The sequence below is a fragment of the Novipirellula galeiformis genome, assembly GCF_007860095.1.
GTDB classification, from domain to species: Bacteria; Planctomycetota; Planctomycetia; order Pirellulales; family Pirellulaceae; genus Novipirellula; species Novipirellula galeiformis.
This window is the reverse complement of the sequence record NZ_SJPT01000003.1, coordinates 761,671-774,467: the sequence shown is the minus strand read 5'-3', so window position 1 is coordinate 774,467 and position 12,797 is coordinate 761,671. Positions and strand designations below refer to the sequence as shown.

Sequence of the window (12,797 nt, the reverse complement as noted above, 5' to 3'; positions counted from 1 at the left end):
GACGATTCGCGAAGGAACCGAAACCTTGCTATGGAACCGGAACCGCATCCAAAATCATCTGTACGATGTGCTCGCTGGTTTTCTCTTCGGCTTCAGCTTCGTACGTGATCATGACGCGGTGGCGAAGGACGTCCATCGCGATGTCCTTTACATCTTGGGGAGTCACGTAGGCGCGGTGATGCAAAAACGCATTAGCCTTTGCCGCCAACGTCAAGTTGATGGTCGCACGCGGCGAAGCGCCGAATTGAATCCACTGGGAAATCGACAAGCCGTACGCTTCACATTTGCGAGTGGCCATCACCAAATCGACGATGTATTCGGCGATCCGCTGATCGACGAACACCATGTCGACCAAATCGCGTGCCTGCATCACTTCGCTGGGCGTGGTAACGGCGGTCACCTCTTCGACACGGCGCGTGCGAGACATCCGAGCGAGGATTTCGAGCTCTTCGTTTCGCGTTGGATAGTCGACGACCACCTTCATCATAAAACGGTCCATTTGCGCTTCGGGCAAAGGATACGTCCCCTCTTGCTCGATCGGGTTTTGCGTCGCCATGACAAGAAACGGATTAGGCAACGGAAACGTCTCACCCCCGATCGTGACTTGACGGTCTTGCATCGCTTCGAGCAGCGCACTTTGCACCTTTGCCGGAGCACGATTGATTTCGTCGGCCAGGATCAAGTTGGCAAAGATCGGCCCTTTTTGAACCACAAATTCTTGTTGTGCAGGGCGATACACCTGCGTCCCAATCAAATCGGCGGGCAATAAATCGGGAGTGAACTGTAGACGCTGAAAATCCGCGTGGATGGCTTTGGATAACGTTGCCACCGCCGTCGTCTTGGCCAGTCCTGGGACCCCTTCGATTAACAGGTGTCCGCCGGTCAAGAGCCCGACGAGCATACGATGGACGAGCACCTGTTGGCCGACCAAGGTTTTGGCAACCTCGTGGGCCAGTCGCTGCATCGGTTCGGCGTGTCGCTCGATTTTCTCGGCCAATTGCTTGTCGGCGATCGGTTGCGGGTCGGCGCTGTCATGATCCGCCGCATTTGATTCAAACATTGTTTTTTGATTTCCCCATGGATTGCACTGTCATATTTTCGCGGCCCCTTTTTCCGAGTCGCAGGGAGCCCGATTCGCGGATCGGTGGAGTGTTGCGGCCCCAAGGTAGGAGGCAAGGAGCTAACCAATCTTTGGTACTCGTTTCAAGCGGAATGGAGACAAACCGGAAGCCCCCATTTTTCGTTTCCTTGGCAAACGGCCCTTAGGTTTTACGAACCTTAGCAAAATCGGTTCGAGAATTGACCTAGGCGACTTTTCGGACGCCCTGGCCGGACATCTTGAGCGGGCAACTTGAGCGGGGCATTTCCCAACCGATATTGCTGGCCACGCCCAGTTTTGCTACCTGAGGACGTTGTCAATGGGTGCGTCTCCGCCGCATCTTCACGAAACCCACGTTCACATACCTATCAAATCACGTGAATTCGGCCACGACGGACGCGCCATTCGTTTTTTCGCCCGCGAGTTCACCGCTCCGCCCCAGCGGTGCTGCGCCGGCTTCGCAACCGCACCGGAACCCCGATGCGTTGGTGGACGAAACTCGACGTGAAATTTCGGAAATCGTTCGCGAGGTCGCCTTAGCGGTACGTAGCGAGCGATCTCGCAGCGAATTTTTGGGGATGTTGGCGGATCGTATCCTCCGCGCGATGGCGGCCGAAGGTGTCGTAATCTGGCGTACCGAAGCGGTCGCTGAACGTATCGTGGATGCCCCAGCGGGGGCGAAAACACGCAGGGATTCGATGCGGACGACGATCAGCGTCGTGCACCGGATCGGCACGATCACCGATCGCTCGATCCCGGAGGCCTCGCACGCATCGCACCACCGCATGTTGTTGGAGGTCATGGAGGCGGCTCAGCCGGTTGTGGTGCCCCCCACGCCAGATGCTAGCGATCCCGAAGTCCCCACCAACCCAACGCATTTTCCCGCCGCAGTGGTGCCGATCGAGTGCGACTCGGAGCGCCAAAACGATGCCTATGTGCTCGAAGTTTTCCTCGAGCAAGGGGGCGGAGTGGCAACCCAGCGCGGCTATTTACGATTTGTCGCCCAGATGGCGGATCTCGCGGGCGAGTTTTTACGCGGCGATCGACTTCGCGATCTGCAACGCCGACAACAATGCTCCGAGCAAGTCGACGCGGTCATTGCGTCGATCCATGGGCTTTCCAGCCGAAAGCAAATCGAAGCTCGAATCGTCGATGCCGTTTCCGATCTTTTTGGCTTCGATCGGGTGGGGCTTTGCTACGTTCGCGGCGCGGAAGCGGAACTGTGTGCGGTTAGCTACGTCAACACGATTGATGTTCGCGGCGCAGCGGCAAGGCAAATCGTCGAGGCTGCGGAGTCTTTTTATGCGCCTAAAACCACCTCGCTGTTGGAGGCCGACGCATCGTCGGACAAAGTCGCCCCGGCGCTGCAACCGCGAGTCGTTGCCGCCTCCGATGCTGCCGACGCATTGTGTCTTGTTTGTCTCTCGAAGGTCGATAATCCGATTGATTGCCAAGCGATCGCGGGCGAGCTCCAACGATTGACCGAGCACGCTGGGCTTGCCACACGGCATCGCCGCAGCATTGAAGCGATTCCTGGAGGCCGATGGCTCGTTTCGTTTGCGAACCAAACGCGAGGAAACGGCAGCGGGAATTGGTTCGCTAGGATGGTCGCAATCGGGATGTTCACGCTCGCCTTGGTGGTTGCCTTTTTTCCCGTACCGATGGTGATCACGACGCCCGCGACCTTACGACCCTCGAACATTCAAACGTTGTTTGCTGCCCGCAGCGCCATTGTTCAACAGATCCACGTTGCTCATGGCGAACGTGTTCGCAAAGGGCAAGACTTGGTGACGATGAGCGACCCCGAGTTGGAACAACAGATCACGTCGCTCATCGGTCGCCGTGCGGTGCTTTCACAAAAACAGGCAGCGATTACGACAGCGTTGGTCGATACCGCGTCGCATCGAAGTGAACGCCATGAACAAATCCAAAGCGAGCGCAGTTTGGTGGTCGAAGAATTGCAAGCGATCGATGACCAAATGCAAATTTTGGAACAGGTCAAAGACTCGCTCGTGCTGCGAGCTTCCCATGATGGGGTCGTCGACAGCTGGCAAATCGAACGTCGTTTGCTGGGACGTCCTGTGGGGCGAGGCGACAAACTGCTGGAAGTCATCGGAAAGGAAACATCGTGGTTGGTTGACGCTCGCGTTCCCGTTTCGCGGATCGTCCCGGTGCGTGCGGCGCTGAAATCCGAAACGCTGCGCACGGCCGTGATCATTGATGGGACCGACACACCGAATCACACGGCAATCGTCCAGCAATTTGGACCCTCCACGCGTAATGCAAAGGACGACTCTGATTCCAAAGCGGTGGTGCTTCGCATCGACGAGGGAGACGATATCGGCGCGATCGCGGGGGCGGGGCCTGTCTCGGGGGCTCCGGTTCGTGTGTTGTTCCGCTGTGATACCAAGCCGGCAATTCAGGTCTTGTTCTACGACGCCCTCGAATCGGTTCGCAGCACGATCGGTCTATACCGATCGGCACGCTCGCAACCCACGGAAAACGCATCATGAGAACCATCAAATCCACGGCCCTCACGCTTTGCGTCTTGCCCCTTGCGATGTTCTGGTCGGGGGCCCGAGCCGAAGAAACGACCGTCGTAGAGGTCACCGATTGTGTGGTCCGATTCGCTTCGGAAGTCCATGTGCCCTGTGTCGAGTCGGGACGTGTGGCCGAAGTGTATGTGAAGCTCAATGAGCCGATTGAGGCCAATTCGCTGATCGCACGACTAGATGATCGCTCGTTGAAGATCCGACATCGTGCGTCGGCGCTGCGGTTGGAGCACGCTCGCCGGACGGCGTTGGACGACGTGGAACTGCGCTACGCTGAAACCGCACTGGCGGAAGCCAAGGCCGAGCTCGACTCAAACCGTTCGATTCAAAATGACGTTAGCGGTGCGATTCCGCTCAGCCATATACGTCGCTTGCGTTTGGCCGTCGAACGTGGCGAATTGGAAGTCGCGCTAGCCAAGAAACGGCGGGTCGAAGCTCAAGTCGAAGTGGAACTTCGCGAAGCCGATGTCGCAATGCTCGACGACCAACTTCACAATCTGGAAATCACAAGTCCGCTCTTGGGGACAGTGCTCGAAGTCAGCCACTCGCCTGGGGAATGGATTGAAAAAGGTCAATCGATCGTCACGGTAGCGAGAATCGATCGCTTGCATGTGCATGCGCTTGTGCGGCAAGATGTTTTGCCGTTGGGGCAAAGTCGGGAACTACCGATCAGCGTGCATTGGATCGATCCGCACTCCGGTGTGGAAAAAACGCTGCGTGGTAAGATCTTGTCGGTGGATCCTCAAATGTTGCCGGGAGCTCGCTATCGATTGCACGCGGAAATCATCAACCAGCGTGATGAAGCCGATCCATCGCGTTGGCAATTGATTCCCGGGGTCGAAGTGCGGATGAAAGTCCACTTGAGTCAGCCGATCGACCGTCGCGCAACGAGCCCAACGAGATTCTCGAGCGAGCGGTTGCGATAGGGAACGTTTACGTTCGCGATGGCAATCATCAAGCAGAGAAGCTTGACGGATCCGTGGATCGCGATTCATCATTCAATCCAACATGGGCTGTGTCCAACATCGCTGTCATCGAACCGTCACGTTTACGCCTCCGCAGCGATCTGGATTCGACCCGGATCGAGGAAGGACAGCGCGCGTCACGCATCGTGATCGACGAAGTCAGTGGCCGATTTTCGCGAATTAGCGAACGGGGCTGGCAACAATTATGCGGTCGCAACGCCGACACGCTGCTGTGGCACCAAGCCTACAATGCGGGTTGGACGCGGGTCAGAGCCGATGTCGTAACGCCATACTTCTCCTTGCTGGCGATACGGATCCCGCTCGGCTCGATCGATGCGGTGGCGAAATCGATGGCTCGCTTCAGCGGCATTTTGTTCGCACCCGCTGCGATCGTGATGTGGAGTCTGGTGATTGCCTCGGCGCTGATATTGGCTTTGTCGCGAAGTACACAGTGGATGCATGCCGCTGAGAATTTGCCATTGTTTCTCCAGTCAACCAACTCCCTTGGGATCGCAGTCGCATTCCTGGTCACGAAAACGATCCACGAATTGGCTCACGCGGTCATGTGTCGACGGATGGGGGCGAGCAGCAATTCGATCGGCGTGTTTCTGTTTTGCGGCTTGCCGTGCCCCTATTGCGATGTCACCGACGTATGGCGATTGCCATCGGCACTGGGACGGGCGGCGGTGATGCTGGCTGGCATCTACGTGGAATTGATCATCGCCGCGATGGCGACCTTTGTATGGTGCGCCGCGAACGACCCCGCGATTCGCATGTATGCCATGAATTTGATGCTTGTTTGCGGGATCAGCACGGTGTTATTCAACGCCAATCCATTGATGCGTTACGACGGATACTATGTATTGAGCGATTGGCTGCGGAGCACCAATCTGCGACGCGAAGCACGCGATTGTTTTCAATCCGTGGTGGTCAGCCGAATCGCCGGTCGCGGTTACGGTCGACCTCGACGTTATGATCGCCGTGCGATAGGGTTGTCGGTCTATCACGTTGCCTCGCTGCTCTACCGAACCCTCGTGCTCGTCGCCATTGCGACACTGTTGATGGGGGTGGCCGCTGCCATGCATCTGCGTTTCATCGCCGTCGTATTGGTTGCGATGGCGGCAATGGCAATGATTCTGCAGCAATTTAAATCGAGCTTTAACATGCTACGCGGAGAAGGGGGTTGGATGAACGTTCATTATTCGCGCCGGTTGGCGATTGCGATGTCCATCGTTGGCCTTCTGGCGGCCATCTTGTTCGTCCCCGTCCCACGCTATCGGCAAGTCCAAGGCGTCGTCGATTCGGCGGATGCCGTCAGCGTGTTTCTGCCTCCCGACAGCCAGCTTGATTCGGTGGCGACTGAAATCGGAAGTCAGGTGCAAGCAAGCCAATGGATCGCAACGCTCGATAGCAACATGGAATCGATTCACTTGGCTCAACTACAAGGCGAGCTTCGTTTGGCGCGATTGCGCAGTGACTTGGCGCGTCGACGATCGCTCAATCGACCCGAGGTGGCGTCGCAATGGACAACGTTGCAGGCCGCCGAAAAGTCAGTTGAAATGTTGTTGGACGCTGCTGGAAAGCGACTCGACGAAGCCGTGGTGCGCTCGCCGATCTCTGGCACCGTGGTCCCTCCGAGTCCCCAATCCTCTCAGGAAAACTCCGGTAAATCGATCTGGCTTGCCGGGCAAGTCGGAACGGTCATCAATTCACGCGATCCGTGGTGCCGGATCAGCCCCGATGGGGCGCGTCACGCGATTTTTCGCATCGATGCTCGCGATCATGAACTGGTTACCGCAGGCACGCACGTGCGGATTCATCTCGATGATGGTTCAAGTCAGGTGGTTTCATCGAACATCGAGTCCGTTTCGGCAATCCACGCCGATCTTCAATCGATCACGCGTGAGGCGAACTACCAAATCCTTTGTCCGTTGCCTGCCGTCGCGATCGACGAGATGATGGACTCGATCGGAATTCCGTGCTCCGGCGTGATTCGATTGCCATCGCGCGCAATCGGCGCCGACTTTGCCAAATGGATCGGTGAGTTTGTCAGTGGCCGAATCTAGCTCGAAACGCGATGGTGATCCTCAAGCAGCTCAGATGCCTGAGCCAGCGGAGCGGATGCCGATTGAATTTTTCCAAGGTGAGCATCCTTGTGTGTTGGCGCCCGAGCGGTTGCTAGAGGATTGCGAGCTTCGCACCCAACGACGCAGTGGCCCCGGTGGACAACATCGAAATAAGACCAGTTCCGGTGTGTTTCTGTTGCATCGCCCCAGCGAGACGGTGGCCGAAGCGACCGAGCGGCGTAGCCAGGCTCAGAACCGAGACGTGGCATTGGAGCGACTTCGCTTCACGCTTGCGGTAGAAGTGAGGACAAAATCCATCTTCGATTCTGCCCCGTCCGAATTGGAAGCATCGTTTCGCAATCGATATCGAGGTAACGTCAAGCGAATGAACCAACACAATGTCGATAAACCGGCGTTGTTGGCGATGCTGCTCAATGACCTGCATGCGGTGGGCGGTCAACCCAGCTTGGTCGCGAGGCAATGGAAGTGCAGCACCAGTGCGATTGTCACGTTGGTGCAATCGGTCCCCACCGCGTTCGCGCTGGTCAATCGAATTCGCAACCATCATCAACGATTGCCGCTGCGTTAAAGATCGCTTTGGAGGGCAACGGGCAAAACGCTTTCAAAACTTGGGCATCGATCGCGCATCAGGCCAACAAAAAACGGCTGGCGATGATGGGGGTCATCGCCAGCCGTGATCGAAGATTGTCCGCATTCGCCCGCTTGAGAGACGTTGCCGGATTTGAAGTGCGATTAAGTCGCTTTGGCCTTGGTGCGTGCTTCACGAAGTCCGCGGCTGAGGATGTCTCGCAACATGGGCGAGAAATCTTCGTACTTCGCTTCGTCTGGAGCTCCCTTGCTGAACTGGTAGATCGCGTCACGAGGCTTCACGCCGAGGGCGATCAACGAGCTGCTGACGGTTCCATACTCGGGATTACGCATCACCATGCTCGGACGACCTTGGCCGACCGGTGCACGTGCAAATACCTTGCTGGCCACGGCCAAGAACTTGACGGGCGAATCGAGCGTTTGCAGCGTCAACAAGCGCCGTGCCATCTGAACGCGTTGATCGTCAGGGTCGTTCAAATTCCGGGCCCCGATGATATTCAGTCCATCACGCAGTTCGACGACCTCTTGACGTTCATCGGCATGGATGGCATACCCATTGCTTGCATCCGCAATGATGATGTTACAGCCTTCGTAACGCGTCTTGGCAAATTCGGCATGAGCTTTGTCCAACGCCTTGTTGGCGGTCGTGCAGCGAAGCAGGTCTAAAGCAAGCAAACCACGTGAACGCTGACCGAACAAGGGCATCGTCGTGGCTCGGTTGCACAGACCGACGAAAACGCCGTTCTGGTTCACTCCCAGCCATGTGCCACCGGCTTTTTGGTCAATCCCGCATAAGACACGAGGTTTGCCAGATTGGATTGAAGGCGGCAAGCTTGCGCGGTTGTAGTATTCTTCGCGATTGGCAGCCACCAAAATTGGACTTTCGGGGACCAAGCGATACTGAACGGCCAGTAAGCACATTTCGCAGCTTTCTTTACAAAGATCGGTTGGAGGGAATTCTCAGGCTGAAGCCGACACCGTGACCGTAGCGGTCTGAATCAACGACTCAACAAAGCACAATGTATCTGGGCAGACACCGCCACTACACCTCCTGGTGGGGGGTGTGCGACAAGAATTCACCTGATTCGCCCGATTCTGGCCCACTTAAAGGAATTCTAGGCAACCTTTGACGCTTAAAACGGCCGATAAGAGAGGGTAAGCAGGCCGCATTCAAGGCCTTCCCACCCTCGTTTTAGCGATTATAGACCCCACGTCGAAGCATGGAAATCAATACCGCGGCGCCCCACTCCAAGGCCGTTTTAGCCATCCGAACTAACGTCAGCGTCACATTGGCAAAGCAAAAAGTGTCGCTCAGCCGGATTGTCGACCTCGTGCAAGGGTCGCTGTTGACGTTCGATACCCATTGCGACGAACCGCTGACGCTAGAGGTGGGCGACCAACCGATCGCGATTGGTGAGACGGTCAAGATCGGTGACAAATTCGGAATTCGAATCCGCGAGATCCTGCGCAAGGAAGTGGACTAGGCGATTCCTCGAGCCCATCGCAGACGAGCAAGCACGTTTGGGGCGGCGCTGCGATGCAGCGGTCCTCCAAACGTGCTTTCTCCATTTTACCCTGGCGTCCGTTAGCGGCTGAGCAGTTCAACGTTGAACTGGTTTTCGCCCGCCGCCTCGAGTGTGGTTTTCAGTCCGCTCGTGGTGCGATCGGTGTACTTCTTGGGAATCAGACTGCGAACCTTCTCCGGTGGATTCTCCATCAACGCGGTTGCGTCCAAGTTGTCCTCCACGGGAGGCCCGAGCGTCACTTCGTAGTCGGCACCCACGTCGGCCTTGGGAAACGTCACCGAATATCGGCCGTCACTATCCAGGTTCGCCGAGGCGCTTTCACCGGTTTTAGGCGAGGTGAGCTGGATGCTGCCCACTGACAACGGAGCACCATCGAGCAGCACTTGGCCGCTGATCGTCGCGGGTAAGCGAGCGTCACCGTCCCCACCGCAGCCGACTAGCAGAACCAACGAGGCCACCCAGCCGAGGCACCGAGCACCATTCCAATAAGGCATTACCATTCTTCAATCACCAGTCCATCGTCGCGGGTAGAAAGTTTCAGTAAAAGGGCCAGCTCAATCGAATCGGTTATGAACTGGGTTGATCCATCGGCCAGCAATGCGTGAACGCCACCGGGATGGTAAGAGGTGAGCGGCGTGTTGCTGTCCCACTCTGCATTAGCCTCGGCACCCAACGAACTAGGATTGGGCGAATGGTAGATCGCCGTCAGCCCGGACCCGTATCTGTGTTGATCGGCTGTGCCGGCCTTCCAAGTGGTGACCGTGCCGGTGTAAGCGTAACCGGACCAACCGGAGTGGTAGTTTGCGGCACGTGTTGGAAACTGAGCGTTACCGGATTGTTCGCCGACAACGATCGTATTGGAGGTTCCGTCGGTGATGTCACGGAACGCTTTGTCCTCATTGATCAACAGGCCTCCGTTATTGGTCGCATAGCTCCCATATTGAGTCTTGTAGAACGCTCCTGAGCGGCCCATCGGATCGGGATACGCTCCCATGATTCCCGCGTAGCTGACCCGCTGAGTGCCGAACGCGGCGAAGTGAGAGCTAATCGTGTAGATCTCGGGGGTGGCGCTCGAGGGGCAAGCATAGGCAGGGATGACCAAGTTCAGCAGTTGCTGGGTATAGACGTTGTAATCCGCGAGCGTATGCGCGGTATTTCCCTTGGGGTAAAAGTTGATTCGGGTCCCCGCTCCTTGTGCGGCTTTGGCAAGGTCGAAAACCGCCTGCTGCTCCAAATAAGGCAGCAATGTGAATCGCCAATTGTTGGGTTCGGTTAGGCCGTATCGCGCACCTTGAGGAAATTTGCGAAACGAGTCGTGATAGTTGTGTAAAGCAAGTCCGATTTGCTTGAGGTTGTTGCTGCACTGCATGCGGCGTGCTGCTTCGCGAGCCGCCTGGACCGCCGGCAACAGCAAGCCGACCAAAACACCGATGATCGCAATGACCACTAATAATTCCACCAGCGTAAATGCGGGGCGATCTGTTCTTCTCACACCTTTAATTGTTTTCATACCGATTTGACCTCTGGTATTAGATGAAATCCGCTATTCCAAAATTTGAACTCCAACATGATACACGTAGTTCTTTCGTGGGGGTGGCGTTTGGTCTGGTCTTTTTTGGGTTTTTCTGCACCTTCCAACGCACATGGTGTCCGCCGGTTGTCAGTCCCGTTCGTACTTCGGGCTATGTGCCTCGATAGCCTGCTCAATCTCGTGCAACGTCACTTGGTCTAAGATTTCGGGTTTGGGACGCAGGGGAAATCGTCAAGACTTCCGGCGAATCACGTTGCGAAGTGAAACTCTTGACGTTTCCGCCCCTTGAGGCGGCCGGGTGCTAGAGCACTGGGCAAATGGCGTGGGATTCAAGCCGTAGCTGCGTTCGCCCGGGGCGTGTTCCGCCGTCAAGCGACGTAGCTAGCTAAACGGAAAGCAAAACAATGTTCTAAGCGGCTAGGCAGCGATCTTTCGGCAAGATTCGCCGCTTGGCGTTCGCCCGGACATTTGCACCCGCACTACCCCAAAAAAAACTTAACCGATTGCTCAACCGAGCGTGGCAGCTTTGGAGTAATGTGCGGAATCAAAATCATTACCCGGCGCGTAAACGAGGGACCGCGTCGTGAGCGATTGTCCCCTGCTAACACGTCGGGTTATGAGAAACATGCAACTTCAAAACGCGTCAGCGTGAGACTGGCGACGATGGCCTGAGGATCGATTTGGAGTTACCCTCGATCGCAGTGACCGTATGCAAATGGCGTCCTTGGCATGTGGAGCATCAAGGGAGCCGCGACAGCACCGTGGGGGCATAACGAGGCCCCGTTCGCCATTTTGACAGCGAGATATTTAACAGCGAGATCGCAATCTCGCTGTTTGATTGAGCAAGCACGTTCGCGGCGGCGCTGCGATGCAGCGGTCCTCCAAACGTGCTTTCTCCATTTTACCCTGGCGTCCGCTAGCGGCTGAGCAGTTCAACGTTGAACTGGTTTTCGCCCGCCGCCTCGAGTGTGGTTTTCAGTCCGCTCGTGGTGCGATCGGTGTACTTCTTGGGGATCAGACTGCGAACCTTCTCCGGTGGATTCTCCATCAACGCGGTTGCGTCCAAGTCGTCCTCCACGGGAGGCCCGAGCGTCACTTCGTAGTCGGCACCCACGTCGGCCTTGGGAAACGTCACCGAATATCGGCCGTCACTATCCAGGTTCGCCGAGGCGCTTTCACCGGTTTTGGGCGAGGTGAGCTGGATGCTGCCCACTGACAACGGAGCACCATCGAGCAGCACTTGGCCGCTGATCGTCGCGGCCTGTCGAGCGTCACCGTCCCCACCGCAGCCGACTAGCAGAGCTAAAGAGGCCACCCAGCCGAGGCACCGAGCACCATTCCAATAAGGCATTACCATTCTTCAATCACCTGTCCATCGTCGCGGGTAGAAAGTTTCAGTAAAAGGGCCAGCTCAATCGAATCGGTTATGAACTGGGTTGATCCATCGGCCAGCAATGCGTGAACGCCACCGGGATGGTAAGAGGTGAGCGGCGTGTTGCTGTCCCACTCTGCATTGGCCTCGGCACCCAACGAACTAGGGTTGGGCGAATGGTAGACCGCCGTCAGCCCCGAGCCAAACCGGTGCTGGTTCGATCCGGCGGCCTGCCAATCCGTGATGGTTCCGGAGTAACCGTAACCGGACCAACCGGAGTGGTAGTTCGCAGTCCGTGTCGGAAACTGAGCGTTTCCGGATTGCTCGCCGACAACGATCGTATTGGAGGTTCCGTCGGTGATGTCGCGGAACGCTTTGTTCTCGTTGATCAACAGACCTCCGTTGTTGGTCGCATAGCTCCCATACTGAGTCGGGTAGGACGCCGTTGAGCGGCCCATCGGATCGGGATACGCTCCCATGATTCCCACGTAACCGACCCGCTGTGTGCCGAGCCCGGCGAAGTTCGAGCTGTAAGTGTAAATTTCCGGGGTGGCGCTGGAGGGGCACGCATAAGCCGGGAGGACTAGGTTCACCATCGGCTGGGTATAGACGTTGTAATCCGCGAGCGTGTGCGCGGTATTTCCCTTGGGATAAAAGTTGACCCGTGTGCCCGCTCCTTGTGCGGCCTTGGCAAGATCGAAAATCGCTTGTTGCTCCAAATAAGGGAGCAATGCGAATCGCCAACTGTTGGGTTCCGTTAGACCGACCCGCGCGCCTTGGGGAAACTTGCGGAACGTGTCGTGATAGTTGTGCAGCGCCAGCCCCACCTGCTTGAGGTTGTTGCTGCACTGCATGCGGCGAGCTGCTTCGCGAGCCGCCTGGACCGCCGGCAGCAGCAGCCCAACCAAAACACCGATGATCGCGATGACCACGAGTAATTCCACCAGCGTAAATGCTGGTCTAGCTGTTTTTCTCATGCTTTTCATTTTTCCTAGATGATGTTCGTAATGAAGTATCGCATTCTAATTACGCTGTCCCCTGATGGTAAGTACTCGCCCCCCAACGGATGTTTTTCCT

11 protein-coding genes are annotated in these 12,797 nt (G+C 56.7%); 5 read left to right on the top strand and 6 right to left on the bottom strand.

Annotation, left to right across the window (positions count from 1 at the left end; translation table 11 throughout):
* Positions 1-28 precede the first annotated feature (28 nt).
* Positions 29-1,060 (bottom strand): AAA family ATPase, encoded by a 1,032-nt coding sequence (locus Pla52o_RS10750; RefSeq protein WP_449289958.1) that lies wholly within the window; start codon positions 1,058-1,060, stop codon positions 29-31.
* A gap of 416 nt (positions 1,061-1,476) precedes the next feature.
* Between Pla52o_RS10750 and Pla52o_RS10745 the strand changes: the two genes are divergently transcribed.
* The 4 genes from Pla52o_RS10745 (at position 1,477) to Pla52o_RS10730 (ending at position 7,271) form a co-directional block, all read left to right on the top strand.
* Positions 1,477-3,612 carry an HlyD family efflux transporter periplasmic adaptor subunit gene (locus Pla52o_RS10745; protein ID WP_146594576.1) on the top strand — a complete coding sequence of 712 codons (2,136 nt, stop codon included), beginning with the start codon at positions 1,477-1,479 and terminating at the stop codon, positions 3,610-3,612.
* Positions 3,609-4,577 carry an HlyD family secretion protein gene (locus Pla52o_RS10740; RefSeq protein ID WP_146594575.1) on the top strand — a complete coding sequence of 323 codons (969 nt, stop codon included), beginning with the start codon at positions 3,609-3,611 and terminating at the stop codon, positions 4,575-4,577. The genes Pla52o_RS10745 and Pla52o_RS10740 overlap by 4 nt, the downstream gene beginning before the upstream one ends.
* A gap of 89 nt (positions 4,578-4,666) precedes the next feature.
* Positions 4,667-6,682 carry a hypothetical protein gene (locus tag Pla52o_RS10735; protein ID WP_146594574.1) on the top strand — a complete coding sequence of 672 codons (2,016 nt, stop codon included), beginning with the start codon at positions 4,667-4,669 and terminating at the stop codon, positions 6,680-6,682.
* Complete coding sequence (locus Pla52o_RS10730; RefSeq protein WP_231612248.1) at positions 6,669-7,271, top strand: peptide chain release factor family protein; 603 nt, start codon at positions 6,669-6,671, stop codon at positions 7,269-7,271. Before Pla52o_RS10735 ends, Pla52o_RS10730 begins: the two co-directional genes overlap by 14 nt.
* A 164-nt stretch (positions 7,272-7,435) precedes the next feature.
* On the opposite strand, the gene Pla52o_RS10725 is transcribed toward Pla52o_RS10730, so the two are convergent.
* Positions 7,436-8,212 carry an NRDE family protein gene (locus Pla52o_RS10725; RefSeq protein ID WP_146594573.1) on the bottom strand — a complete coding sequence of 259 codons (777 nt, stop codon included), beginning with the start codon at positions 8,210-8,212 and terminating at the stop codon, positions 7,436-7,438.
* A gap of 299 nt (positions 8,213-8,511) precedes the next feature.
* On the opposite strand from Pla52o_RS10725, the gene Pla52o_RS10720 reads away from it, so the two are divergent.
* Entirely contained in the window at positions 8,512-8,775 is a 264-nt protein-coding gene (locus tag Pla52o_RS10720; protein WP_146594572.1) for a FliM/FliN family flagellar motor switch protein, read from the top strand.
* A gap of 101 nt (positions 8,776-8,876) precedes the next feature.
* On the opposite strand, the gene Pla52o_RS10715 is transcribed toward Pla52o_RS10720, so the two are convergent.
* From Pla52o_RS10715 to Pla52o_RS10700, 4 genes are all read right to left on the bottom strand, one after another.
* A complete protein-coding gene (locus Pla52o_RS10715; RefSeq protein ID WP_146594571.1) occupies positions 8,877-9,311 on the bottom strand; it encodes a carboxypeptidase-like regulatory domain-containing protein in 435 nt (144 codons plus the stop codon).
* Positions 9,311-10,309 (bottom strand): DUF1559 family PulG-like putative transporter, encoded by a 999-nt coding sequence (locus Pla52o_RS10710; RefSeq protein ID WP_146594570.1) that lies wholly within the window; start codon positions 10,307-10,309, stop codon positions 9,311-9,313. Before Pla52o_RS10710 ends, Pla52o_RS10715 begins: the two co-directional genes overlap by 1 nt.
* Before the next feature lie 955 nt (positions 10,310-11,264).
* Positions 11,265-11,699: a carboxypeptidase-like regulatory domain-containing protein gene (locus Pla52o_RS10705; RefSeq protein ID WP_146594569.1), complete on the bottom strand. Its 435-nt coding sequence runs from the start codon at positions 11,697-11,699 to the stop codon at positions 11,265-11,267.
* Positions 11,699-12,697, bottom strand: coding sequence for a DUF1559 domain-containing protein (locus tag Pla52o_RS10700; RefSeq protein WP_146594568.1), 999 nt, complete (start codon positions 12,695-12,697; stop codon positions 11,699-11,701). The genes Pla52o_RS10705 and Pla52o_RS10700 overlap by 1 nt, the downstream gene beginning before the upstream one ends.
* Positions 12,698-12,797: the final 100 nt, after the last annotated feature.

What these genes read in the sequence shown, in the direction of transcription:
- Pla52o_RS10750 (WP_449289958.1), bottom strand. Translation starts at nt 1,060, where the DNA reads ATGTTTGAATCAAATGCGGCGGATCATGACAGCGCCGACCCGCAACCG.
- Pla52o_RS10740 (WP_146594575.1), top strand. Translation starts at nt 3,609, where the DNA reads ATGAGAACCATCAAATCCACGGCCCTCACGCTTTGCGTCTTGCCCCTT.
- Pla52o_RS10725 (WP_146594573.1), bottom strand. Translation starts at nt 8,212, where the DNA reads ATGTGCTTACTGGCCGTTCAGTATCGCTTGGTCCCCGAAAGTCCAATT.
- Pla52o_RS10720 (WP_146594572.1), top strand. Translation starts at nt 8,512, where the DNA reads ATGGAAATCAATACCGCGGCGCCCCACTCCAAGGCCGTTTTAGCCATC.
- Pla52o_RS10715 (WP_146594571.1), bottom strand. Translation starts at nt 9,311, where the DNA reads ATGCCTTATTGGAATGGTGCTCGGTGCCTCGGCTGGGTGGCCTCGTTG.
- Pla52o_RS10705 (WP_146594569.1), bottom strand. Translation starts at nt 11,699, where the DNA reads ATGCCTTATTGGAATGGTGCTCGGTGCCTCGGCTGGGTGGCCTCTTTA.
- Pla52o_RS10700 (WP_146594568.1), bottom strand. Translation starts at nt 12,697, where the DNA reads ATGAGAAAAACAGCTAGACCAGCATTTACGCTGGTGGAATTACTCGTG.